The organism is Halomonas sp. LS-001 (assembly GCF_052983955.1).
Window position 1 is genome coordinate 2,774,246 of record NZ_CM129816.1, and the last position, 25,685, is coordinate 2,799,930.

At 54.9% G+C, this 25,685-nt stretch carries 12 protein-coding genes; 3 read left to right on the plus strand and 9 right to left on the minus strand.

The features are described from left to right. Positions 1-57: 57 nt before the first annotated feature. The 8 genes from ACU6TU_RS12550 to ACU6TU_RS12585 all read right to left on the minus strand — a co-directional run bounded on the left by ACU6TU_RS12550 (position 58) and on the right by ACU6TU_RS12585 (position 21,129). Positions 58-11,958, minus strand: a complete 11,901-nt coding sequence (locus ACU6TU_RS12550) for an amino acid adenylation domain-containing protein (RefSeq protein WP_447141743.1) — start codon at positions 11,956-11,958, stop codon at positions 58-60. Between the two features lie 3 nt (positions 11,959-11,961). Continuing rightward, complete coding sequence (locus ACU6TU_RS12555) at positions 11,962-17,205, minus strand: amino acid adenylation domain-containing protein (RefSeq protein ID WP_447141744.1); 5,244 nt, start codon at positions 17,203-17,205, stop codon at positions 11,962-11,964. 180 nt (positions 17,206-17,385) lie between these two features. Beyond that, positions 17,386-18,387: a TauD/TfdA family dioxygenase gene (locus tag ACU6TU_RS12560; RefSeq protein ID WP_447141745.1), complete on the minus strand. Its 1,002-nt coding sequence runs from the start codon at positions 18,385-18,387 to the stop codon at positions 17,386-17,388. Further along, positions 18,380-19,081 carry a 4'-phosphopantetheinyl transferase family protein gene (locus tag ACU6TU_RS12565; protein WP_447141746.1) on the minus strand — a complete coding sequence of 234 codons (702 nt, stop codon included), beginning with the start codon at positions 19,079-19,081 and terminating at the stop codon, positions 18,380-18,382. Before ACU6TU_RS12565 ends, ACU6TU_RS12560 begins: the two co-directional genes overlap by 8 nt. Beyond that, on the minus strand, positions 19,059-19,799 hold the full coding sequence (locus tag ACU6TU_RS12570) for a thioesterase II family protein (protein WP_447141747.1): 741 nt from the start codon (positions 19,797-19,799) through the stop codon (positions 19,059-19,061). Before ACU6TU_RS12570 ends, ACU6TU_RS12565 begins: the two co-directional genes overlap by 23 nt. Next, positions 19,789-20,034, minus strand: a complete 246-nt coding sequence (locus tag ACU6TU_RS12575; protein ID WP_064236157.1) for an MbtH family protein — start codon at positions 20,032-20,034, stop codon at positions 19,789-19,791. The genes ACU6TU_RS12570 and ACU6TU_RS12575 overlap by 11 nt, the downstream gene beginning before the upstream one ends. Positions 20,035-20,271: 237 nt before the next feature. Then, on the minus strand, positions 20,272-20,478 hold the full coding sequence (locus tag ACU6TU_RS12580; protein WP_447141748.1) for a FecR/PupR family sigma factor regulator: 207 nt from the start codon (positions 20,476-20,478) through the stop codon (positions 20,272-20,274). A gap of 138 nt (positions 20,479-20,616) precedes the next feature. After that, entirely contained in the window at positions 20,617-21,129 is a 513-nt protein-coding gene (locus ACU6TU_RS12585; protein ID WP_447141749.1) for an RNA polymerase factor sigma-70, read from the minus strand. Positions 21,130-21,611: 482 nt separating this feature from the next. Between ACU6TU_RS12585 and ACU6TU_RS12590 the strand changes: the two genes are divergently transcribed. Next, positions 21,612-22,379 (plus strand): ABC transporter ATP-binding protein, encoded by a 768-nt coding sequence (locus ACU6TU_RS12590; RefSeq protein WP_447141750.1) that lies wholly within the window; start codon positions 21,612-21,614, stop codon positions 22,377-22,379. Positions 22,380-22,523: 144 nt separating this feature from the next. Here ACU6TU_RS12590 and ACU6TU_RS12595 read toward each other — a convergent pair whose 3' ends face one another. Next, positions 22,524-23,999: a hypothetical protein gene (locus ACU6TU_RS12595; protein ID WP_447141751.1), complete on the minus strand. Its 1,476-nt coding sequence runs from the start codon at positions 23,997-23,999 to the stop codon at positions 22,524-22,526. 135 nt (positions 24,000-24,134) lie between these two features. Between ACU6TU_RS12595 and ACU6TU_RS12600 the strand changes: the two genes are divergently transcribed. After that, on the plus strand, positions 24,135-25,139 hold the full coding sequence (locus tag ACU6TU_RS12600; RefSeq protein ID WP_447141752.1) for an NADP-dependent oxidoreductase: 1,005 nt from the start codon (positions 24,135-24,137) through the stop codon (positions 25,137-25,139). Positions 25,140-25,453: 314 nt separating this feature from the next. Then, positions 25,454-25,660 carry a cold-shock protein gene (locus tag ACU6TU_RS12605; RefSeq protein WP_027336479.1) on the plus strand — a complete coding sequence of 69 codons (207 nt, stop codon included), beginning with the start codon at positions 25,454-25,456 and terminating at the stop codon, positions 25,658-25,660. Positions 25,661-25,685: the final 25 nt, after the last annotated feature.

The following is a 25,685-nucleotide window of genomic DNA, read 5'->3' on the forward strand; positions in this document are numbered from 1 at the left end:
TATCTAGCGCGCTACTGAAACCACCTTAAGAGTTATAAACTCAAAAAATTATATTATTCAAAATAGGTTTCTCTCAACTTCGTACGAGTGTTGCTCAGCACCAACTCCTAACCGCTCCTCCAGTTGAGATAACAGAGCACCATCCGTAATGATTGAGAAATGATCATTGAGAGTCTCAATTGAGGTTTTCGGGACACTATTCAACTGTTCCACCAGCGCCTGCTGCTCTTTCCAAGTTCTTCCCGCTTCCCACCAACACTCCACTTCACAGTTTAACGCTGGCAAGGTATCAAGCTGTAGTGAAAGATGCTTTAAGTGCCTTGCCACAAAGAAGATTCGGGCGAGTTCTTCACTGCCCAGTGCCGCGTAACCCTCGCGACCATTTGTACCGGATGATGTCATTGACCTCTCCAATTTAATGGCAATTTCTTCCTCACTCGGCGCTTTCATGCCCCCTTCATTATTTTCGAATGCTTCAAGCGAAGCACCTGGCAGTATGACCGATGAGAAACTAACAAGATCTCGCTGCCAGCTATCCTCACTATGCAGGCTACTGCCCGGTATATAGGGATCTATCAAAGCCAGTTGACTCACATCTTGCCCTAGCCCTTCAAGTCGAGCCGCGATCATCGCAGCTAATGCCCCACCAAGAGACCACCCCAATAGCCGATAGGGCCCCTCAGGCTGTATGCTGCGTATTATCTCTACATAGTCATCAGCCATCGCTTTAAGTGAGGAATCACGATGCAGTGGATCGGTCAACATTCGGCAAGGTAGTCCGTAAACCGTGCATATTCCCTGCAAGCGCCGAGCTAACGACTGATAATCAAAAACTGTTCCCATTACGGCATGGATGCAGAATAGCGGTGGCTGGTTAGCACACTCGCCATTTAGCATGACTGCCCCTTTGGGCAGCGCCTCACTGTTTTTCCTCACACCCAGCAGATCCGCAATGGTCGGTTTCTGCATCAGATCGAACAATTTGAAGTTAAGCCCAGGGTCCCGTAGCGCTTGCACCCGGCTCATCACTGTCAAGCTCAGCAGGGAGTCCCCACCCAACTCGAAGAAGTTATCGGTCTCGCCGACCCGCTCAACACCCAGCACTTCTTGCCAGATCTCGGCGAGCTGTAGGGCTTCTGGCGTATAGGGCGTCACATACTCGCGTTTTTCCTCAAAATGAGGTTCAGGCAGTGCTTTTCGGTCTACTTTGCCATTGGTATTCAGCGGAAATGTCTCGAGTGTAATCACGACACCCGGCACCATATAGTCCGGCAGTTGTTGGCCCAGCGTTTCACGTAGTGAGCTGGTGTCGAGCTCACTATCGGCTTGGGGAACCACATACGCAACCAACCTCGAGCCACTAGGACTTTCTTGTGCAACCACCACCGCCTCGCGAATTTCCGGTTGCGATAGCAGCTCAGCTTCGATCTCCCCCAGCTCGATACGCAGGCCGCGGATTTTCACCTGGTGATCGAGGCGACCCAGGTACTCAAGCTGGCCATCCTCTCGCCAGCGCACCAGGTCACCGGTGCGGTAGAGGCGTTCACCCTCCGTGAACGGGTCGGCGATAAAACGCTCCGCCGTGAGATCACTGCGATTGAGATAGCCACGGGCCAGGCTTACCCCGCCCAGGTACAACTCTCCCGAAACGCCCTGTGGTACCAGGTTGAGTTCATCATCCAAGACGTAGGTGCGGGTACCGCTAATGGGTCGCCCAATGGGAATCTGACGGTGAGCGTCATCACGACACCACCAGTGAGTGACATGAATGGTGGTTTCAGTGGGGCCATAGAGATCATGTAGGTTGGTACCGTCGAGACACTCAGCCACGTCCTGCTGCAGCGTGGCTGGAACGGCCTCGCCACCGCACATGATATGCTTGAGCCGCGTTCTGGCCTTCACATCGGGGTAGGCCAGGAAGGCCTTGAGCATGGAGGGCACAAAGTTGAGCGTGGTGACGCCGTGCCGTTGAATCAGCTCGATGATGCGCTCTGGATCACGATGGTCACCCGGTTGGGCGATCACCAAACGTGCCCCGACACTTAACGGCCAGAAAATCTCCCATACCGAGACGTCGAACCCGAACGGTGCCTTGTGCAGCACGGCATCGGTATCGGTGAGCTGATAGGTTTCCTGCATCCAGATCATGCAGTTGGTCAAGGCATCATGGCGAATGGCGGTGCCCTTGGGCCGCCCGGTGGAGCCTGAGGTGTAAATCACATAAGCGAGATGCTCGCCGTGCAGTGCCACCGCTAGGTTGGTAGAAGCGTGATGCGCAATGTCCAGCCGGTCCAACTCGACAACGCTGAGGCCATCAGCGACCGGCAATGACTCGCGCAAGTGGCGCTGAGTCAGCAGTAGCTCGATGCCACTATCGTCGGCGATGAACGCCAGCCGCTCCGTGGGATACTCGGGATCCAGCGGCACATATGCACCACCAGCTTTAAGAACAGCCAATAGCCCTACTACCATCTCGATAGAGCGCTCAACGGCAATGCCCACCCGAGTTTCAGGACGAACACCCAAGCCAATCAAATAGTGCGCTAAACGGTTGGCACGAATATTAAGCTCGCCGTAGCTGAGACGGTGCTCTGAGAAGATCAATGCCATTGCCTCTGGCGTCTTCATGGCTTGGCATTCAATCATTTGGTGGATTGGCTGAGCATCGGGATGCCGGTATGCATTCACTCCCCACTCGCTCAACAACTGCCGCTCATCTTTACCCAGCAGGCTGATCTCACTTAGTGATTGCTGAGGCGCCTTTTGAAGACTACTCACAATGCCGACCAGTGCCGCCCACATATAATCACACAACCGTTGAGCTCCGAGTTTGCGGCTAACCTGCCCCACCAGCTGGAACCCCTCGCCAAGGTCGTCTACTGACATCACAATTGGGTAGTTAGTACGACCTCGATTACCCAATGCTTCCATACCTTCCAACGCCCGGTTGGTTTCACCTTCCCACTTCGGAGCACTATAACGATAGTTCAACAAGGTTGAGAACAGTGGAGCTCCTCCTGCCACTCCGCTACATCGCTGCGCTACCCCGAGGCTGGCATGCTCGTGGTGTAACAATTCAGCAAGCTCACGATAAGTCTCGCGTAAGCAGTCGGCCACGCTGTTAGTGCCTAACCTGATACGAATAGGTAACGTATTAATGAACATCCCTAATGCCCGTTCGGCACCCTCACTACCTTGCATACGACCAAATAGTAGAGTGCCAAACACCACGTCGTCCCGTCCTGTCGTCTTACTCAATACTTGCGCCCAAGCTAGGTGAAATAGGGTAGCAGTGCTGACAGCATGCCGCTGAGCCTGCTGTCGAACTTGTTTGGCCAGTTGTGCTGTCAGCGGTAGGCGAATCTCCTCTATACCACTGCCATCGCCGTGTACATCCAGTAATCCGAATGGAGCAGTAGGCTCATCTACATCACACAGCTTCTCTCTAAAGAAAGCCTCATGCTCCCCCGGACTCACGCCCAACCTTGCCTGTGCTACAAAGTTTCGAAATGGTAGCGGTTTGGGCAATTCGCCCTCTCGTCCTCGCTGGATGAGGGCAATCTCGTCCACCAGCAGATCAAGTGTGGTGTGATCCAGCACTAAGTGATGGCTGGGCAGCTGTAATAACCAGCGCCCTTGCTCATCATCTTGTGCCGCAATCGCCCGAACCATCGGCGCCTGGCGTACATCGATGCGATAATGTTCAGGATCAACATGGGCATTTAGTCGTTCGGAAACGCTGCACGAGGTATCGGTTTCCTTCAGCTCTAGCCACTCCACCTCTACTGAAGCGCGCCGATACACCACTTGCACTGGTTCATGAAGCTCTTCCCAGAGTACTGCAGTGCGCAGAATATCGTGACGGGCAATCAATTGATTGAAACCGGCAACGAACTGCTCAAGTCGCTCCCTACTATCAAAACCAAGCAGGCAAGGGAGTACATACGTGTCCCCCTCTTCCTGTAATCGGTGATGGAAAAGAATGCCCTCCTGCAACGGTGCCAGAGGGTAGATATCCTGGATATTGGTCGCTCCACCTGGGACTGCATCTTCTATACGACTGATTTGATCTATATCCAAATCGATCAGTGTCAGCATGTCCGGCTTGATCGACTGACAATGCTCTGGATTCCTATTGGGCGGTATAACCAGTCTCTCCCGTTCAGGCCCTAGAGACAGCGCCTTGGCGAAGGCCGCCAATTCGGGCCACTGAAATAGCGTTCGTACTTGAGACTCCAGGCCTCGAACCCTCATGCGCTCGAGCACACTTAGCGCCAACAGCGAATGCCCCCCTAACTCAAAGAAGTTGTCGTGACGACCCACCCGATCGACACCCAGCACCTCGCTCCAAATCGCCGCCAGCGCCTCTTCGGTCTCACCTTGGGGCGGCTCGTATTGCGAGCTACTAGCGAAGTCAGGCTCGGGCAATGCCTTACGATCCACCTTGCCGTTGGGCGTTAGTGGCAAAGCATCGAGCATCATCACCATACTTGGCACCATATAGTCCGGCAATACCTGCCCCAGACGTTCGCGTAGCTCGGTCGCATCGATCGATTCATATGCCTGGGCGACCGCATAAGCCACTAACCTGGCTCCGCCTGGCCCCTCCTGGGCCACCACTGCCGCTTCTCGTATCACATCGAATTTCACCAACCGAGACTCTATTTCACCCAGCTCAATGCGCTGGCCCCGTATCTTGACCTGTTGATCGGTGCGCCCGATGTATTCAAGCACGCCATCGGTGCGATAGCAGGCCAGATCACCTGTCCGGTAGAGCCGCTCCCCAGGGACATCGGCAAACGGGTTGGGCACGAAGCGCTCTGACGTAAGCTTAGGTTGGTTCAGGTAACCCCGCCCAACACCGACACCGGCGACATATAGTTCGCCACTCACCCCCATTGGTAGTAGGTTCAGTTGGTTGTCGAGAACGATTAACTGGGTGTTATCGGCCGGTTTACCGATTGGCACCACGGCTACGTGCTCGTTATCATCGCTACGCAGCAAGTGCAGGGATACATCATCGGCACATTCAGCAGGGCCATAGGCATTGACCAATGGGATCGCTGGATAGCGCTCAAACCATTGGCGCACTAGCTCGGAGGTGGAGGCTTCCCCCGTGGGCAGCAGCCAGCGCAGTGCTGGCAGGTCGACTGAGGCAGCGTTCAACATTCCCTGGATCACTGCAGGTACGCTTTGCAGTACCGTTATGCCGTTGTCGCGCACATAAAGGAGCAACGCACTGGGGTCGCGTGCAATCTCATCAGGCACGATATCGATGCTGGCGCCACACAACAGCCCCGCCAGCGTTTGCCAGACGGAGATATCGAAACTCAGCGCTGCGGTCTGGGCAATGACATCGCTGGCCGACAGATCCAGGTAGGGAACCTTGCTCAACTGGTTATTGAGCATGCCACGATGACTAACGACTACGCCCTTGGGTTCACCGGTCGAACCGGAGGTATAGATGACATAGGCAGCCTGATCAGGGTGCACCGATACGGTGACATCCCCCTCTAGCCCTTCCGCCGTGATGAGATCCTCGAACACTGTCATCCGCGGCGGGTTGGGCATGGATGCAAGCACAGTTTCAAGATGCGGTGTTTGCTCAGCGGTGACAACCAGAAGCGATGCTCGGCTGGACGCCAGCATATCGGCGATACGCTGATCAGGAAGCCGGTTATCCAGCGCTAGGTACGCACCACCAGCCTTGAACGTACCCAGAATCATGCTTGGCAACGCTAGGCCGCGCTCGGCATGCAGGGCCACGACATCATCTTTCTTTATCCCAGCTTGCCGCAACGCTTGGGCGATACGATCCGAGTTGTCGTCTAGCTGATCATAAGTGAGTATGTCTCCCTGATGGCGAACGGCAACTTGGTGTGGATGCATCCGTACCTGCTCGTGGAACAGGTCGATATAGCCACGCTCGAATGGATAAGCAACCGACTGCCCACTGCACTGTACCTGCTGCTTTTCCACCTCCTCTACAGGTAAGACGTTCAATTCATGATAGAGAGCATCGGGGCTGTCGATAATTTGCAAGAGGATTTGGCGGAAGCCCGAGAGCAGTCTCTCGACCTCGGAGTCGTCAAACTTTCGGGCGTCATAGGAGAGCTGCAACATCAATTGCTCGCCAGGCACTACCACTACGGTCAAGGGATAATTAGTGTGGGTGCGGTTCCCCTTGATGGAAACATGAAGATCTTCAATTTTCTCCGTGATGCTGGTATCTATTGGCGCATTTTCGAATACAAAGAGGCTATCGAATAGACTGCGCCCTTGTAGCCCTTCTCCTAGCGATTGAATTTCCACTAGCGGCAGATGCTCGTATTGACGCATCTCCAGGTTTTTCGCCAATAGCCCATGTAGCCAATCAAGGACAGATGTTTGCGGCGAAGGCGCTGACACACGTAGAGGAATCGTGTTGATAAACAGCCCCATCGTCTCCTGTATGCCCTCCAGTTCTAGCGGACGCCCAGCTACTGTCACGCCGAATAGGATGTCATCCACCTGGGAAAGCCGCCCTAACAGCAGTGCCCATGCCCCTTGTACGATCGTATTGACCGTCAATTGATGCTGCCGGGCGACGCTCTGTAGCCCTGCACTCTCATTGAGAGAGAGAGAAGAGAATACATCGGCTACCGTGGCAACACTGTCGAGCGAACCGTGCGGCTTAAGGTAAGGAATCGGCGTTACCTCATCGAAACCTTCAAGCTCATGTTGCCAATAGTTGCGAAGCACATTGGCATCCTGTTGCTGCAACCAAGCGATAAAATCACGATACGGTCTTGGTTGCGTCAATTCGTAACTCGTGCCTAGGCGATAGGCATCGTAGTAGTGGAAGAAATCACTGAGCAGCAGGGAGCGGCACCAGGCATCCATCAGAATATGGTGGAAACTCTGTACGACGTAGAACAGGTTTTCCGCCAATTGGATAAGACGTACCTTGAGCAAAGGTGGCCGTTCCAGATCGAAGCCATCATCCAGTTCCTGACGCAATAACACCGATAAGCGATGATCAGCCTCACTCTCATCAATGCCGCGCCAATCGATATATTCCACTGGCGAAGGGACGCGCCGATACACCACTTGCAACTGCATGTCTTCGGTTTGCCAGACGAATCCTGTACGTAGTACCTCATACCGTTCGACGACTCGCTGCCAGGCTTTCTCGAAAGCGTTGACATCAATCGGCGAAGCAAACCGGTAACGATCCTGCATCATGTACATACCCGCGCCTGGATTGAGCAGGGTATGCAATAGCAGCCCTTGCTGCATCGGTGCCAGCGGGTAGATGTCCTCAACATTGGTGGCATCCAATCGTAAACCGTCCAACTGCGCTTGACTCAGCCCCGCCAGCGGGAAGTCCGATGGCGTAGAACCACGAACGCCGCTATCACAGTGCTCAATCAATGCCTCTAGCTGCGCTTGGAAGCTTGCTTGCAAGGCATACATCGCTGCCTCGCTGTGAATCTCGCGACTGTAATGCCAGTCAAATCGCAGTTGGCCCTCCTGAACCCAGGCCACTACCTCAATCCAGGTACGGCGCTCGCTTTGCGGTGCGCGGGATTGTCCTGCGTTCTCTTTGGCAAGCTGCCAGGCCGCATCGCCCTGCAGAGAGCGATCAAACTGACCTAGATAATTGAAAGTGACCTGGGGGTAGGCGCCACCCACCAGCGCGGGCTCTTCTTTCAAATAGCGCAGCACGCCGTAGCCGAGCCCCTTGTCAGGCACTTGGCGAAGTTGCTCTTTAACTGTTTTTAGGCTCGAGCTAGGCTCTGCATTACCCGGCGTCAGGCGAACAGGATAGAGGGAAGTGAACCAACCTACGCTGCGACTGAGGTCAACACCGTCGAACAGATCTTCGCGACCATGGCCTTCCAGTTCGATCAGTACACTGTCTCGTTCGGCCCATTGGCATAAGGCACTCGACAGCGAGGTGAGGAGCAGGTCATCCACCTGGGTGCGGTAGGCTTTATGCACCGGCCCCAGCAGTTGCGTGGTCGCCTCGGTAGACAAGCTGCCAACGAGCGAGGCGGTATCGGCAACGGTGTTGCTGCCCTGGAGATTTTGTGCCGGTAGGCTAGGCTCTGGCTCTTTGACAAGGCTTTCCCAATAGGGGCGTTGCTCAGCCAACGCTTCGGATGTGGCGTAGTCGGCCAAGGTGCGCACCCACTCATCCAGCGAAGTGGTTGCCGGTGGTAGGTCGATTGTCTTGCCTGCAATTAACTGCGTGTAGGCTGTTTGCAGGTCATCGAGAATCACGCGCCACGACACGCCGTCTACCACCAGGTGGTGAGCCACTAGCAGCAGTCGTCCGCCATGCTCGCCTCCCAGTTCCATCCAGATGGCGCGGAACGGCCGCGCCAGGCTTAGGCTGCGCTGTGCAGCATCGGCGGCCTGAGTGATGGCCTGCGCCGGATCCGCATGATCGCTTAAATCCACGTGCTCGAAGAGATCGTCGGCTAGCTTGCCATAGGCTTGTTGCCAGCTATCGCCAACGCGCTCAAAGCGCAGCCGCAAGGCGCCATGGTGATCGACCACGGCCTCAATGGCACGCCGTAACAGCGCGGCATCTACACCACTGGCCGCTTCCAGCATCAACGACTGATTCCAGTGATGTGGCTCGGCGAAGTTCTGCTCGAAGAACCAGCGCTGTACCGGCAACAGTGCAAAGGGAGCCACTTTATCGGGTGCAGCCGCTTGTTTAGGTGCGGCCGCCGCCAGGGGCGTGGCCATCGCCGCCACGGCGGCCACGGTCTGCCCTTCCATCAGCTGCTTGGGTGTTATCTTGTAGCCCCGCTTTCGCGAGCGCGCGACGATCTGCAGGCTGAGGATGGAGTCGCCCCCCAGCTCGAAAAAGTTGTCGTTACGCCCCACCTGCTCGCAGCCGATCACGTCGACCCAAACCGCTGCCAACGCCTCCTCGGCTTCTCCTTGGGGAGCTTCAAAGGCTTTGCCACCACCGGCTTGCAACGGCTCGGGCAGCGCCTTGCGATCCAACTTACCATTGGCGGTTAGCGGCAGAGCCTCCTGCCGTACTATGGCGCTGGGCACCATATAGTCCGGCACGCGTTCGCCAAGCTGCGCGAGTAACGCGGCGTCATCGACATCGCTCCCGGCAGCCATCACCACATAAGCGCACAGTTGCGCGCGGCCTTCTTCGTTTTCCCGTGCAATTACTTCAGCTTCTGCAATACCCGGCTGATCGCGCAACAGGGCTGCGATCTCGCTCGGTTCCACCCGATAGCCGCGAATCTTGACCTGATCATCCTCACGACCAAGGAACTCCAGGCTACCGTTGGCCAGTTGGCGCACACGGTCACCGCTGCGATAGAGCCGTTCCCCCCCACGGAAGGGGCTGGCGACGAAACGTTCCGCCGTTTGCCCCAGGCGCTGTAGATAGCCTTGGGCAAGCCCTGGCCCGCCCAAATAGAGCTCCCCAGCTACGCCTTTCGGCACCGGATTAAGCCAGGGGTCGAGCACCCAGGCCTGAGCATTGGCCAGCGGCGTGCCGATCGGCAGTGTGCTGGCACCTCGATCAGCCATGTCGGCTTGCTGGGTGAGAATACCGACCGTGGTTTCCGTAGGGCCGTAGTGATTAAGCACCTGGCAGTTTGGCTTGAGTTCGGCGATACGTTCCAGTAGCGCCCAGTCGGTCGCTTCGCCGCCCAGAATCAGGCGCTCGTGGGGAAGTACATCTGCTGGGTTTACAGCACTCAGCAGTGCCCGCAGGTGGCTAGGCACTAGCTTCAGCACATCCACCTGCTGTTCGCGCATATAAGCCGCAAAAGCATCCGGGTCGAAGGCGCACTCAGGGGAAATGAGGTGCAAGGTGCGCCCGGTGCACAAGGCACCAAACAGCACCGTATGCCCCAGATCCGCCGCCACCGTCGACACCATCGCCATATTGCGGGCACCTTCTGGTAGCGCCAGCGCCTCCAGAACACCCTGCACGTAATTGGCCAGCGCACCGTGACTTACCGCTACCCCCTTGGGCTTGCCCGTGGAGCCAGAGGTATAGATCACATAGGCGGTCTGCTGGGGATGGATGACGGGCAGTTCGTGTTCTACTGCAGCCGGAATATCATCGGCAAACGCCAATTCCATTACCGGAACGTCACCGCTCCAGTCGCAGGGTGTGCTGCTCAGCATTAAGTGAGCGCCACTATCAGCCAGTTGATAGGCTAGGCGCTCCGTTGGCAGTTGTGGATCCAGCGGTACGAAGGCGCCACCCGCTTTAAGTACGGCTAGGATACCGAGTACGTATTCACACGAGCGCTCGGCGTGAATGGCAACACGCACTTCGGCGCCAACGCCCTTTGCGATTAGTGCCTGTGCCATACGCTGAGCTTGAGCATCCAGGCTGGCATAAGTGACGCCATGATCCGGTGCATCTTGCATCGCAAGTTGTTGGGAATGTTCTTCAACGGCTTGATCCCAGAGCTTAGTGACGCTGCCGTAAGGAAATGCGGTTGGCTTGCTTTCAAGCGCCGAACTCGGGGCTGGGATTTCGAGCGACGCCAACGGTGTACTTGGCTCTTTAAGCACCTGCTCAGCTAGGCTTTGTAGTGCTCCGGCGAATCTCTTGATTGTCTGTTCGTCAAACAGTGCCATCGCATAGGCAAAGACGCAGCGAATTCCATCAGTTGTATCGGTGAAGTCAACGCTTAGATCAAAGTGAGCATCACCGCCATTGAGCTCTTTAAGATGTACCTTTAAATCACCTACGTTCTTTTCTCTTGCCAACTCTTTCTGTTGGGTACACTTGATCTGAAATAGAGGATGTACGCCAGGCTGGCGCTCAGGCTGCAGCGCCTCTACTAAAGTATCGAAGGGAATATCCTGGTAATCCTGGGCATCAAGCACGGTTTCTTTAACGGCATCTAATAAACTGGCAAACCCATTGGTAGGCTCTAATAAAGTTCTCAGCACTTGAACATTGAGCAGATAACCAATCAAACCATGAGTTTCAGCTTTGTTTCGATTAGCACTTGGAGAACCTACCCTTATGTCGCTTTGTCCACTGAAACGATGTAGCGTCAGCTTTAACAGTGACAGCATCACCATATATAAAGAAGCGCCATGCTCACGGGCTAGCTGGTGAATGCCGTGGCTCACCTCTCGAGATAATTGAGCATGACACTGGCCGACTTTCGATGTTTTCAGGATGCCTCTTGGGCGATCCAAAGGAAGATCGATAGGCGTGTGTGAGTCCCCCAGACGCTGGCGCCAGTGGTCTAGCTGCCGCTCAATTTCACCAGCCTCGAACCAACTCCGCTGCCATATCGCATAATCACCAAACTGAATGGCTAACGAAGGTAGTGCTGCATCACGTTGTTGTATTCGGGCTTCGTAAAACTCGAACAGCTCATCGATGAGCAATTGAATCGACCAACCGTCACAAGCGATATGGTGCAATACAATGGCAACTGCATGGTGGCTAGTACTCAGTTGGCAGATTGCCATGCGGAATGGTGGTTCAACATCAAGCGCAAACGGGCGTTGAGAGAAGTCGCCAATAAGCCTCTGTAGCTCTTTTTCCTGCGCTAACTCGGCGTAATGCTGTAAATCATCGTGTAATACCGGCACCTGCCAGCCACTGAGAACCTCCTGCAGAGGTTCTCCATCCTCGTTCTGAGGATATATTGTGCGGAGTACTTCATGACGCCTCACAAGGTCATTCACACTCGACTCGAATGCAGCAACATCCAGTGGGCCTTGCAAATGAAATACACCGGGCATGTTATAAGCCGGGCTTGCCGGATCAAGCTGCCATGTGAGCCATAAGCTACGCTGCGAATATGACAACGGAAATTGCTCAGTTCGGGTAGCGGGCACGATAGGAAGCTCACGAAAATCGATCCCACTACTTCTCAACTTATTCAGAAAACTTCGCTGCGCCTCAAACTGAAGTTCTGCAAAACGTTGAGCAATCTTTCTTTCGTCCAATTCCATGCTTCACCCTTCCAATTCGTTGAGCAGTTGATCCATAGTGGAGAGCCGCTTTGCGCGACCACCATCAGCATTCACCTGTTTTAACGTGACTTGTGTTGCCATTTTCGCCAGCGTCGGATATTCGAATATCAGCCGTACTGGCAACGTCTCTCCAAAGCGCTGTGTGAAACGTGCCGATATCTGAATTGCTGCAAGCGAGTGCCCTCCTACTTCGAAGAAGTTGTCGTAACGCCCTATCCGTTCGACGCCGAGTACTTCGGACCAGATGTCCACCAGTGCTTCCTCCACCTCGCCCTGGGGCGGCTCATAGTGCGAGCCATTGGCTAGCTCCGGCTCAGGCAGGGCCTTGTGATCTACCTTGCCGTTAGCATTCAAAGGCAGTACATCGAGCGTAACCACGACTCCCGGCACCATATAGTCCGGCAGTTGTTGCCCCAGCGCCTCGCGTAGAACGCTAGTGTCAAGCTCTACCTCAGCGTGTGAAACTACATACGCTACCAACCTCGAGCCACTAGGACTTTCTTGTGCAACCACCACCGCCTCGCGAATTTCCGGTTGCGATAGCAGCTCAGCTTCGATCTCCCCCAGCTCGATACGCAGGCCGCGGATCTTCACCTGATGATCCAGGCGACCCAGGTACTCAAGTTGACCATCCTCTCGCCAGCGCACTAGGTCGCCGGTGCGGTAGAGGCGTTCACCCTCGGTGAACGGATCGGCGATAAAACGCTCCGCCGTGAGGTCACTGCGATTGAGATAGCCTCGAGCCAGGCTTACCCCGCCCAGGTACAACTCTCCCGAGACGCCCTGTGGTACCAAGTTGAGTTCACCATCCAAGACATAGGTGCGAGTACCGCTAATGGGTCGCCCAATGGGGATCTGGCGGTGTGTATCCTCACGGCACCACCAGTGAGTGACATGAATGGTGGTTTCAGTGGGACCATAGAGATCATGTAGGTTGGTACCGTCGAGACACTCAGCCACGTCCTGCTGCAGCGTGGCTGGAACGGCCTCGCCACCGCACATGATATGCTTGAGCCGCGTCCTGGTCTTAACATCGGGATAGGCCAGAAAGGCCTTGAGCATGGAGGGCACAAAGTTGAGCGTGGTAACGCCGTGCCGCTGGATCAGCTCAATAATGCGTTCTGGATCCCGGTGGTCGCTTGGCTGAGCGATCACCAAACGTGCCCCGACACTTAACGGCCAGAAAATCTCCCATACCGAGACGTCGAACCCGAACGGTGCCTTGTGCAGCACGGCATCGGTATCGGTGAGCTGATAGGTTTCCTGCATCCAGACCATGCAGTTGGTCAAAGCATCATGGCGGATGGCAGCGCCCTTGGGCCGCCCAGTGGAGCCCGAGGTGTAAATCACGTAGGCGAGGTGCTCGCCGTGCAGCATTACCGCTGGATTGTTAGAAGCGTGATGCGCAATGTCCAGCCGATCCAACTCGACAACGCTGAGGCCATCAGCGACCGGCAGTGACTCGCGCAAGTGGTGCTGAGTTAGCAGAAGTTCGATGCCACTATCGTCGGCGATGAAAGCCAGCCGCTCCGTGGGATACTCGGGATCCAGCGGTACATAGGCGCCCCCCGCCTTGAGGATCGCCAGTAGCCCCACCACCATTTCGATGGAACGCTCCATGGCGATGCCCACTCGGGTTTCGACGCGCACTCCAAGGTCGATTAGATAGTGCGCTAGATGATTGGCGTGGGTATTAAGCTCAGCGTAGCTGAGTGACTGATCAGCAAATACAAGCGCAGTGATTTCAGGGTTTGCTACCGCTTGTTGCTCAATCAAATGATGGACTGGCGCAGCATCGGAGTGCCCTTGAGTGTTTACTCCCCATCGAATAAGTTGCTGCTGCTCGGAATTCTCAAGCAACTCGATATCGCCCAGCACCTGCCCTGGTAACGCAAGCACCCTTTGCAGTAATGTCTCAAAATATCTCGCAAGGCGCTGAATAGTCTCAGGCTCGAAAAGCTCCGACGCATAAACCATGCTGAATTTCAGCTGTCCATCAGGAGACTCCCGCACCTCTAGCGTTAAATCGAACTGGGCATCCTGCTGAAGAAACCCTGACTCAGTCAGTGTCAGATCGGGCAATGTCTGAAACGCTGTGAGATCCTCTTGCCGATAGTTGAACATGACTTGGACAAGCGGGTTGTGAGTCGAACTACGTGCGGGCTGTAGCGCTTCAACTAGCTGTTCAAAAGGTAAGTTTGAGTGCGCCAGGGCACCGATAACAGCGTCTTGACATTGAGTCAGTATCGTTTCAAATGAGTGGCGACTATCGATATCATTGCGCAACACTAAAGTATTGACGAAAAAACCGATTACCCCCTCTATTTCCTGACGCTGTCGATTAGCGACTGGCACTCCCACGCGAATCTCTCGCTGTCCGCTATATCGATGCAACAAGCCTTGGAAACCTGCCAAAAGCACGGAGAAGAGGCTCGTGCTCTGACTTTCCGCGAGCCTGCACAGGGCTTCTTGAAGTTCTTCAGAAAGAGAAAACTCATGCTGACCGGCACGCTTAGCCGTCGACGCCTGACGGGGATGATCCGTTGGCAAGTCCAACACAGGGTGCTCACTGCCAAGCTGTTGTTGCCAATAAGCAAGCTGTCTATCACCCTCACCGGCTGCCAGCCAGTCACGCTGCCAACTTGTATAGTCAGCGTATTGGACACTCAACTCAGGCAACTGAGCAGGCTCACTACAAATATGGGCGCGGTAAGAAGCTGCCAACTCATCGAGCATAATCTGCATCGATACGCCATCGGAGATAATGTGATGCATTACAACGACCAAGGCATATGCATCGTCGCTCACACGCAGCAACGCCGCCCGCAACAGAGGGCCTGTTGAGAGATCGAACGGCTCATCATTTATCCGCCGTATCGTGTCATCCTCACGCTGCTGGGCCTCCTCAGCCGACATGCCACGAAAATCAGCGACTTCCAGGCCAAAGGAAACGTCAGGTCTAACTAACTGCTTGGGAACCCCCTCATCGTCAACGTAAAACAAGGTACGCAGCGACTCATGCCGTGCTATCAAACCGTCAAAAGCATCATGCATTGCTGCAGTGTTCAATTGGCCTGATAAACGCAGAACGCCACCGATATGATAAGCCGTGCTCTCAGGGTCTAGTTGCCATAAGAACCATAGACGTTGCTGGTCATGAGAGAGAGGCAGTGGCTCAGCACGACGCGCAGTTGACAATACTGGGATAGGCAAACGACCCGAATTGGTATGATCCTTTCTTATGCGCTCGACTTCCTTCGCCATAGCAGACAGTGAGAAATGCTCGAAGACTGACTTAGCCGAAAAATCAATCGCCCAATGATCGCTAATGCGTGACGCCAACTGCACCGCCGCCAGAGAATTACCACCACTAGCAAAGAAGTGGGCATTGCTGCCTAGCGGCTGACTCTCCGGCTGAGTGTCGTCATCGCCCAGCACTTGGCGCCAGAGCGTCGCTAACGTCTGCTCGGTTTCGCTCCCAGCTTCTGCGGTAGAGTGCGATGACTCTCCACCACTAGCGTCCTCATCGTCGCCACCGCTGACAAAATGCCCAAAGGCGTGAATGGCGTAGGCGTCCAGACTGCCCGCCTCCCAGCCTTGACGACAGGCGCTGCGCTGTAGCTTGCCGCTGGAGGTCTTGGGAAGGCCGCCAGGGTTGAGTAGTAGCGCGACAGAAAGCGGCTCATGGCAGGCGGATCCTACTGCCTCACTTAGCGCTGCGACCAGCTTCTCGGCGGGCACTAGCTTTTGCATACCAGGTGAGACTTCTGCCGCCACGCCAATCCCCTCGGCGCCTTCCGGCGTGGTCACGGCAAAGGCCGCCACGCGCCCCTTACGCACCGCCTCCACCTCTACTTCGATAGCGCACTCGATATCCTGGGGGTAGACGTTATGGCCGCGCAGAATGATCAGGTCTTTAATACGCCCAGCGATATACAGCTGCCCTTGGTGTAAAAAGCCGAGATCGCCGGTGCGCAGCCAGCGATCGTCTCGAGCGTCGTGACCTTGTGTATCGGCATCATAAGCATCGGTACGTTGCCAGCTAACCCCATGACGGGTAACAAAGGTTTTGGCCGTGGCTTCGGGGTTTTGCCAATACCCATGTGCCACGCTGGGCCCATTGACCCAGATCTCGCCGACGTCGCCTTCGGGCAGGGAGTGAAGCCCCTCTGGATCAACAATGTCGATTGTGTGACCTGGTTCCGGCGTGCCGCAGCCCACCAGCGTGTTGCCTTCAACCGCTGAAGTGGCCTTCCCCTCGGCCAGCGACTGTTGCGAAAAAGCCGTGCCCACCACGCCTGTTCCGCGTGAATTGCAGCTGACCAGCAGCGTGGCTTCAGCCAAGCCATAGCAGGGGGCTGCAGTGTCAGCGGCAAAGCCCGCCGGGCGAAAGCGTTCAATAAAGCCAGTGAGAGTCGTGTAACGTACCGGCTCGGCTCCTGAAAACGCTACCCGCCAGCTGGATAAATCGAGTGTCTCAATCTGTTCGTCGCGAATACGCTCAAGGCACAGCCGATAGGAGAAATCGGGGCCGCCGCTAATCGTGCCACGATGGCGGGAAATCGCTTCCAGCCAGCGTACCGGCCGCTGCAAAAAGAAGGTGGGGCTCATTAATACCAAAGGAATACCGCGATAAATGGGCTGTAACAATCCACCGATCAGGCCCATATCGTGGTAAAGCGGCAGCCAGCTAACGAAGACATCATCGGCACCAATCGAAAAACCTGTCTCGATAGCACGCTCGTTGGCCATCAGGTTGCCATGGCTGACCATCACCCCTTTTGGGGTAGCCGTGGAGCCTGAGGTGTACTGCAAAAAGGCAATATCACCACGCTTTGGATAATGTTCGACCCAGTGTTCAGCGTGGGCCGCATCTACGCTATCCACGGCGATCAATTCCGCACTGCCGAAACCTTCGCTTGCCGAGGCAACCACATCAATAATCGTCGTAGAGGTAAGCACACAGACAGCCTGGGAGTCGGCGGCAATGGCAAGCAGACGAACCAGGTGCTGCTGCTTGGCCGACTCCGGTGGAAAGACCGGCACGGCGATCACTCCGGCATATAGGCAAGCAAAGAAGGCCACCACATAGTGCTCGTCATTATCCAGCAGGATCAAGGCACGCTCACCAACCGCAAACCGCTGCTGGAGCTCGCAGGCCAGGGCGCGGGAACGCCGCTCCAGGGTGGCGTAATCAAGGGTGATTTCACCCTGAGTGTTCACCACTGTCAGCGCCCGGTCATTGGGCCTTTCACGAGCTAAGCGACTTAAATGCTCGACATAGCTTCTAAAAAATTCGTTGTGGTTCGCGTCATTGCAAGATGGATTACTTAAAGCTGTCTGAGCGTGCCTAATATTCATATGCGTACCTGCTGGAGCTCCTGGCCGTGGGATGAGGCGTTATGTTCAGTCGTTGGAGAGGTTGCCGTGGCCTTCTGCCATGGCCACAACCACCTTGCGCGGGCCTTTAAACGGCGTTCGCGCATGGGCAACCAGCATGTTGTCGAGCATCAACACATCGCCCGCTTGCCAGGGAAAAATCACCGTTTCTTCGGCTAGCACGCCGCGGATCTCATCGAAAATGGCATCGTCAATGGGACTGCCATCGGCAAAGAAGACGTTGCGCGGCATATCTTCGGGGTCGAGCAGCTCTTCGAGCGATTCACGCACTTCTGGCTGCAGGTTGGAGACATGGAATAGATGCCCCTGGTTAAACCACACCTGCTCACCAGTGACCGGATGGGTCTCGATGCTTTGGCACAGCTGGGTGGTGCGCAGATCGCCGTCGGGTTTCCACTCACAGCGAATCCCCGCGCGTTGGCAGAACGCCTCCACTTCTGCGCGGTCTTCGGTGTTAAACACCTGCTGCCAAGGCATATCGAAATCGCCGTAGTTGCGTACGTAGAGAATGCCGGGGGCAAAGCGCTCGCGGATATCTGCTGGCATACGGCGGAAAATGGCGCGGCTATCGGCAATCGGCGTCTCTCCCCCTTCAGGGGAAGCTGTGACGCAGTGGAACCAGATTTTCATCGGCCACTCGCGGGTATAGGCCTGCTCATTGTGGAGGGGAATATGTTGGTGCGCGGGGTATTCGGTAGAAGTATAAATGCCCGATGACACCGCTGAACGTGGCGTGGAAGCGAACTCATAACTCAGCAGCGGATGACCAAACGCAACGGCAAACTGCTGAAAATCGTCAACGGAGGGAACATCGAAGCCTCTTAGCAGCACGCCGCCCACCCTGGCCACCAGGGACTCGATATCCGCACGCAAATCGCCAAAGGCTTCCAGCAGCGGCTGCCCCGGGTAAGTGGGGGAAATAATAGTGGGCAGCTCTGAATCAGTAGGCCCCTGACGTTCGGATATGGTGCTGGCTTGTTGCGTTGGTGCTGTGCTTTGGCTATCCATTATTGATCTCCAAAAAAGACGTTGAGTAGCGTTCGCTCTGGGCATACCCCAGGGCAGCGGCATAGCCACTCGGCGCGGGCAGCGGCCATGCTTGCAGAGGTGATAAAACGGGAAGCGAATGCTCAAGGCAGTAGCTGGTGGGCGACACTGAAGCTGGGTTAACCGAGAGCGCCTGCAGGTGGTCAGCGATTCCTAAACCCAGGGTTTTGAGTACCGCTTCTTTAGCCACCCAGCGCTCCATAAAGGGCAGCTTGGCGCCGCGGTCGCGCTGTTCGCTAGGCGATAACACCAGCCCGTGTAGTGGCGCTAATTCGGCTTCGGGTCGGCGACGCTCAACATCAACCCCCACCGCACCGCCGGAAGCGAGCGCAATCAAGGCGACATTGCCAGAATGGGAGGCATTGAAGGCAGGCCCATCAGCGCCTTCCAACTCGGGTTTGCCGTAGGCGTTCCGAGTGAACACCAGTTTTTCTGGTGCTATACCAGTGTGCGCTGATAGCCGCCGCCGCAGGGCAGCGCGTGTCGCCACGGCGCGCACGACATCGGCGTGATGGCGAAGCCGCTGGGCGCGCTGCCACTCGGCTTGGCTCAGCAGCCGAGCATCGTCGTCGGCTACCGGGGCGTTAAGGTCGAGCGCCAGGCACCAGACCTCTAGCCCTTCGGGCACCCCTTCAGCTAACCGCAGGCGCTGCATGGGGCACCTCCTCTAGCCGTCGGGCCAGCGCCCGCTCGATAGTCTCCAGCACTTGCGTTTGCTGCTGGCGAATAAAGAAGTGGCCGCCTTCGAACCAATCTAATGAGAATGCCCGACCCGCTTCCCACTGCCACGCTTCCAAGCGCTCTCTTTCAATATCGTCATCGCGCCCTGCGAGTACCTGCAGGGGGTGAGCAAGCGCCGACCCACCGCGATAGCGGAAACTGCGACACAGGCGATAGTCCGACGCCAACACATCCAGGGTGAGGCGCAATAGCTCTGGGCTTTCGAACACTTCCTCCGGGGTACCGCCCTGTTGGCGCAGATCCGCGATTAGGGCCTTATCATTATCCAGCCCTGCCAAGCGCTCCGGGTCGCGCATTGAAGGGGCCGCACTGCCTGAGGCGAATAGCATCCGTGGCTGAGGACGCCCCACATCGCGCAGGCGAGCTGCCATGCCATAGGCCAGCAGCGCCCCCATACTGTGGCCGAACAGGGCAAAGTCGCCGCGCATGCGTGTTGCCTGTTCTTCACAGAGCCTTACGACCTGGGTCTCAAAGTCATCGATCAGCGGTTCGCCCAGGCGTTCGCCACGCCCGGGCAATTCGACGGGATATACCTCGACCCAGGCGGGCAACTGGCGTTTCCAGCGCAGATACATGGTGGCGCTGGCCCCGGCGCAGGGCAGGCAGAGCAGCCTTAAGCGTTTAACCTGCATTCACCTGCTCCGCCTCGGCGCTGGCCTGCTCATCCATCCACTGGCGCAGCGAAAGTGGCCGCATATCAGTCCAGGTCTTTTCGACATAGGCTAAGCAGGTTGGCTTATCGCCAAGCACGCCGGTATCCGTCCAACCGGCAGGGATCGCCTTCCACTCGGGCCACAGGGAGTACTGCTCTTCGTGGTTGACTAATACACGGAAAACACCATCTTCACGATCAAAACAGCTTGTCATGGGTCTGACCTCATCGTTACACAAGGAATGAGAAATAAAACGCAATTGCTTCTCATTACTTAATGACGAGTCAGGAACCAGAAAATTTAATGCAGAAGAAAAAGAAAGCAGAAAAAATACGGAGGGGAAGCGGCTCTTGCGCTTAAAACGTCAAAGACGTTAAACCATCAAGGGAGAAAACTCGGGGACAAAAAACGGAAGGGGCAAAAAACGAAAGGAGCAAAAAGCAGCGTTTTGTTAGTGGCGTTCATCACTTCGGGGAACCATCCCCGTTAGCAGCCATAACTGTTCGGCTTCATGGAATATCCGGCGATGCTGAGAAGACGCCGCTAGCCACGCATGCAAGGCTTCGCGATCAGCATCACTCATTGTCTCTTCATGCTCGCGCATCAGCCAGTCTAGCGCCGTTTGCCAAACGGCATCATCGCCACTATTGTTATCCATCGTTAATGTTAAACCTCGCTACTACTGCCTGCTATTTACCACCGACTTACGGCTACCGGCTTCGTGAAGCGTTTTTAGCGCTATAGCTTTTGATTGACAGTGTAACAAAGCAACCACAAAGGGACACATTAAATAGCTTTACCACCCATGCAACGATCGGCGGCAATGGGTAAGCGCATCGCGAATCATGAAGTTGACCAGAGTGGTGGAAATACCTAACTGTTGGGCCACTTCTCGCTGGGTATGACTTCCTGAGCGATAGAGCTCAAAAGCACGTCGCGTCCGCTCGGGCAGCTCGTCCAATGCTTCCACCACCTGGGCCAGGGCCTGACGATCAATTGCAATCACCTCAGGTGAATGTGACGCGTAAGAGGCGCAATCCCCCTCCTCTTCTTTTGCAAACAGCGTAGACTCAAACGCGGAACGACGGCAGCGGTCAATGGCGAGGTTGCGTACCACACGTGATACGTAGGATATAGGCTGTTTTACCTCGAAAAGCGTGGTTGCTTGTGAAATTTTCAGATAGGCATCCTGCACAACATCATCGGCTTGATCCGTATTGCCCAATACTCTTGCAGCGACACAGCAGAGCCTTGGCCGCTGATTAACGAAGATATCTTCTAACTCAGCGCTCCAGGTCTGGGTATCCACAGTTCGGCCTCCTGCCTTGTTGCCAATATAACAAATATTTAATAATGATTATTATTTGCGTTAAAAGGTAGAAAAGTCAACCGGCCGGACCTAACCCTCTGCTTATAAGAATATGCATGTGCTAAATAGCTGATCTACCAAACTAAAAAACAGCTCCTGTCATCGAATTGTCATTAATGGCATAGAGCCACCCACGACGCTTGACCACTTGGCAATCGGGATGGCGATTTCTATCCAAGTTGAGTGAGCACTCTATCTCGCCTACTAAGCGTCACCCTTCTAAGCGTCAGAAAAGCAGCGCGAAACCGTACCGAAGCATGTAAAGGTTACAGCCATGATTTGCCCACCGGTACGCCTCTGAGCCGCTCAGTTCTTAAATAAATTCAGCCGCCAGTGAAAATCTTTCTACTCTTCTATTAAAAATGAGAACCATTAGCACTAGAATAGGCAGTCACGGTCAACCTCACCATCAGGAGTGATTCATGTTCGAGGTCAAAGGCGCTACCTTTGAAATCAATGGCAAACCGATTCTCAATCCAATTGATCATAGCTTTCATGAGGGTAAGGTCTACGGCTTGATTGGCCATAACGGCTCAGGAAAGTCGACCTTGATAAAGCTGATGGCACAGCAGCAGCCCACCAGCCAGGGGGAGATTCATTTTGACCAGCGCCCATTGAGTGATTGGGGCAACCGCGAATTTGCGCGCCAGGTGGCTTACCTGCCACAGCACCTGCCTAGTGCTGAAAGCCTAACTGGCCGCGAGCTGGTCAGTTTTGGTCGTTATCCCTGGCATGGGCTATTGGGCCGTCATACGCAAAAGGATAAAGACGCGGTGGAGCGCGCCATTGCGCTAACCCACACCGAAGCCTTTGCCGACCGTCTGGTGGATACGCTTTCTGGTGGCGAGCGCCAGCGGGTGTGGCTGGCGATGCTACTCGCTCAAGGCAGCCGTTTCCTGCTGCTCGATGAGCCGCTAGCAGCGTTGGATATCGCCCACCAAATTGAAGTGCTGGCGCTGGTTCGCAATCTATGTGATGAACTCAACCTTGGCGTTATTATTGTGTTGCACGATATCAATATGGCCTCGCGCTACTGCGATGAAATGATGGCACTACACAGTGGTCGTCTGCTTGCCCACGGTACGCCCGGCAATATGATGTGCGATAGCACCCTAGAAGCAATCTATGGTCTACCCATGAAGGTCATGAAGCACCCTAACGGCAACCACAACATTGCCGTAGCCCAATAGCTTTATGAAGGGCTAAGCGGCTTATCGGTATGGTTTGATTCGTTGACAAAAGCGGTTGCGAATAACACATTCGGCGTAGCCACGTGGCGCTGACAGGTCATCACCTTCCCCCTGCTGGGCACGCAGGAAAAAGGCGACAAATATTCAGATATCGGGCTGCATTTTCGTTGGCTGAGTGTTCATGTGCAGCTCGAACAAGCCGCTACCGCTGGCGCTGAAGCCTCTCGCATTAACCGTGTAAGTGCCCGGCAACAGCGATTGTGATAGGCGTGAATCCGTACCTCCCGCACTGTCATCATCGCTATACGAGACGTTTTCACTATACAGTTCCAGATAGGTATCAAAGTCACTTGAGCGCATATCCAGTGTGACTAACGCGCTCTCTTCCAGCGTAAAGGTGTACGTCAGCGGCTCACCGCTGTACCAGCCATTTAGCGTTTCACCGGGTATTAATTCTCCTGCGTTACGCAATTCAACATCATTCGACAGTTCACGCGGCTTCACCTCCAGCGCAAACAAACCGCTACCGCTTCCGAAGGCCGTGCGCGCCGTTAGCTGATAGCTGCCCGGCGCCAGAAAATCGGCGATACGCGCATTCAGATTACCCGCACCATCATCATCTTCCCGGTAATAACCATTTGGCCCTTCAAGCGTCAGGTAGGCATCCATATCGTTGGAACTCATGTCGATCTGATACATGCCAGCCTCTTCAATTTCGAGCTGATAAACGACGTCCTGACCGCTAAACCACCCATTGAGCGTATCGTTAGGCATGATGCTACCGTCGTTACGCAATTCACCGTCGCCAGGCAATTCACGCGGCTCAGCACTCAATGTGAAAAGGCCACTGCTATCACCAAAAGCAGAACGGGCGATGAGGGTATAGTCACCAGGTGCGAGGAAATCCGATATGCTGGCATCCAGGTTACCGGCACTGTCGTCATCTTCCCGGTAGTAATCATTGGGGCCTGATAATTCCAGATAGGCATCAAATTCTTCGGCACGCATTTCGATCCGGTACATACCGGCGTCTTCAATACTCAGCGTCACTTCCCGCGCAGCGCTATCCAGCCAGCTATCCATGGGCGTACCCATGGTAAGCGCTTCTGAATCACTCAGTTCAACCAGACGGCTATCAATCGTAAAAGGGCCATAGCTACGGGCATCGGCACCACTGATAACCACGACATACTCGCCGCTTTCGTTAATCTGATGGCGAACTGTCTCGGCATTTTTCAGCAGTTGCATCTGGTCGTTATATAGCGTCACCACGCCGCGTAAAGCACCGCTGAGCGATAATTCCACCAAAACGTTTTCATCCAGGCGAATCACATAGCGTAAAAAGCGGCTGCCATCCTTGCCGTTCAGTTCGCTCGCTGAGGTGATTTCACCGCGGGTACTTTCGCCAAGCGTGATACGGTCAAGTCCAGTGAGCGCCGATGGCAGCGCTTCCTGATCTACGTTTTCCTGATCAACGTTATCCTGCTCAGCATTCATCGAGCTTTCAGAGGGAGGCTCTGCGGATGTGGAAGCAAAGCTGGGCGTCACCGGGAAGGTCAAGCCACTCACGGCTATGCCGCCAGCCACTATCATCATGGTAAAAGGAAAGGGCTTTTTCATCAGAGCGTCCTGGTTGAAAAACAGCGGTCATGTAAAACGTTAATCATCAGCGACTTTCCGATAAAACTTGAAAGCAGGCTAATGATCTCCACATTGTAAACAAGTCTATATTATTCGCACCCAACGGAGACATCCATGCAATCTCACTTTTTTGCACTGACTGAGTATCCCACCGGCTTGCCCAAGCGCTCGCTTTTCTCACTGGAAAGCCAGGACCTGCCGGACCTCGGCGAAGGAGAAGTCCGCATTCGCAATCACTGGCTGTCGGTGGACCCTTACATGCGTGGCCGCATGACCGGTGTTCGTACCTATGTTCCGCCTTTTGAGCTTGGCAAACCCATGGAAGGTGGCGCAATAGGTGAGGTCATTGAATCCAACCATGCGACGTTAAATGTCGGCGATAAGGTCGGCCATATGGGCGGGTGGCGTGATATTGCCCAGCTGCCGGGGGATAGCGTGACCCCTTTACCCGAAAGCAGCATCCCTGATCAGGCCTATCTTGGCGTGCTGGGAATGCCCGGCATGACCGCCTGGACAGGTTTGAACCTGATTGCCGAATGCCAGCCTGGCGACAATGTGCTGGTCAGTGCAGCCAGTGGTGCCGTGGGGTCCCTGGCGGTTCAGCTCGCCAAAGCCAAGGGCTGCCATGTGGTCGGGATTGCCGGTGCTGATCACAAACTCGAATGGCTTGAATCTTTAGGCATCAAGGCGGTTAGCTACCGCAACCGTAATGCTCAGGAACTTAGTGACGCCATCAGGCAGGCAAGCCCCGATGGCATCGACGTCTATTTTGAGAATGTTGGCGGCACCTGCCTTGAGGCGGCGTTAAGCCAGCTTAATGAAGGAGCGCGCATTGCTGTCTGCGGTATGATCGATAGCTACAACGCCGAAACACCCACGCCTGGGCCAAGCAACCTTTCTCAACTGGTGGTACGCAAAGCCAAGATGCAGGGCTTTATTGTTGCCGACCACTGGTCACAGTATGCAAGCTTCCTTCAGGAAGTCGCTCCTCAGGTAGCACAAGGCAAACTCAGCTACAAAGAGACAGTGAAAGAAGGGTTAGAACAGACGCCTGATGCGTTTCTGGCTCTCTTTGAAGGCGGCAATACCGGCAAGATGCTGGTGAAACTCACGGACTAATCACTTTACTTCCCCCTGCCCTGACATCCGTTAAAACGGGAAAGCACGAATCGAAAGTACGAACCGGGTGGGGGTTAATCCATCAGCAGTTGCAGACGTCACAGACATAGCCCCTTAAAAATAATCACGAAAGACTTTGACCTAAGCGCTAAAGCATGTCATTATGTTGTCAGTTGGTTAGCAAGAAGCAAGTCCTCAGAAGTGTACGATCTATTTCGGCAGCCCTGATATTGTGTTCTTTGTTTTACCCGCTACTTCAATCTGGGTAACACCAGGAATTTTATTACGGCGCATAAGCGCGAAAGGATCTAAACATGGCTACTGGCACAGTTAAATGGTTTAACGACACTAAAGGTTTCGGTTTCATTGCTCCTTCTGACGGCGGTGACGACCTTTTTGCTCACTTCTCTGAAATCCAAGCTGACGGCTTCAAATCCCTGCAAGAAGGCGCTAGCGTCTCTTTTGACGTTACCCAGGGTAAGAAAGGCCTTCAGGCTTCTAACATCAAGCAAACGTCTTAATCGTTAACGATTAAGAGTCTGCTCG

What these genes read in the sequence shown, in the direction of transcription:
- ACU6TU_RS12550 (WP_447141743.1), bottom strand. Translation starts at nt 11,958, where the DNA reads ATGGAATTGGACGAAAGAAAGATTGCTCAACGTTTTGCAGAACTTCAG.
- ACU6TU_RS12560 (WP_447141745.1), bottom strand. Translation starts at nt 18,387, where the DNA reads ATGGATAGCCAAAGCACAGCACCAACGCAACAAGCCAGCACCATATCC.
- ACU6TU_RS12565 (WP_447141746.1), bottom strand. Translation starts at nt 19,081, where the DNA reads ATGCAGCGCCTGCGGTTAGCTGAAGGGGTGCCCGAAGGGCTAGAGGTC.
- ACU6TU_RS12570 (WP_447141747.1), bottom strand. Translation starts at nt 19,799, where the DNA reads ATGCAGGTTAAACGCTTAAGGCTGCTCTGCCTGCCCTGCGCCGGGGCC.
- ACU6TU_RS12575 (WP_064236157.1), bottom strand. Translation starts at nt 20,034, where the DNA reads ATGACAAGCTGTTTTGATCGTGAAGATGGTGTTTTCCGTGTATTAGTC.
- ACU6TU_RS12580 (WP_447141748.1), bottom strand. Translation starts at nt 20,478, where the DNA reads ATGGATAACAATAGTGGCGATGATGCCGTTTGGCAAACGGCGCTAGAC.
- ACU6TU_RS12590 (WP_447141750.1), top strand. Translation starts at nt 21,612, where the DNA reads ATGTTCGAGGTCAAAGGCGCTACCTTTGAAATCAATGGCAAACCGATT.
- ACU6TU_RS12595 (WP_447141751.1), bottom strand. Translation starts at nt 23,999, where the DNA reads ATGAAAAAGCCCTTTCCTTTTACCATGATGATAGTGGCTGGCGGCATA.
- ACU6TU_RS12600 (WP_447141752.1), top strand. Translation starts at nt 24,135, where the DNA reads ATGCAATCTCACTTTTTTGCACTGACTGAGTATCCCACCGGCTTGCCC.
- ACU6TU_RS12605 (WP_027336479.1), top strand. Translation starts at nt 25,454, where the DNA reads ATGGCTACTGGCACAGTTAAATGGTTTAACGACACTAAAGGTTTCGGT.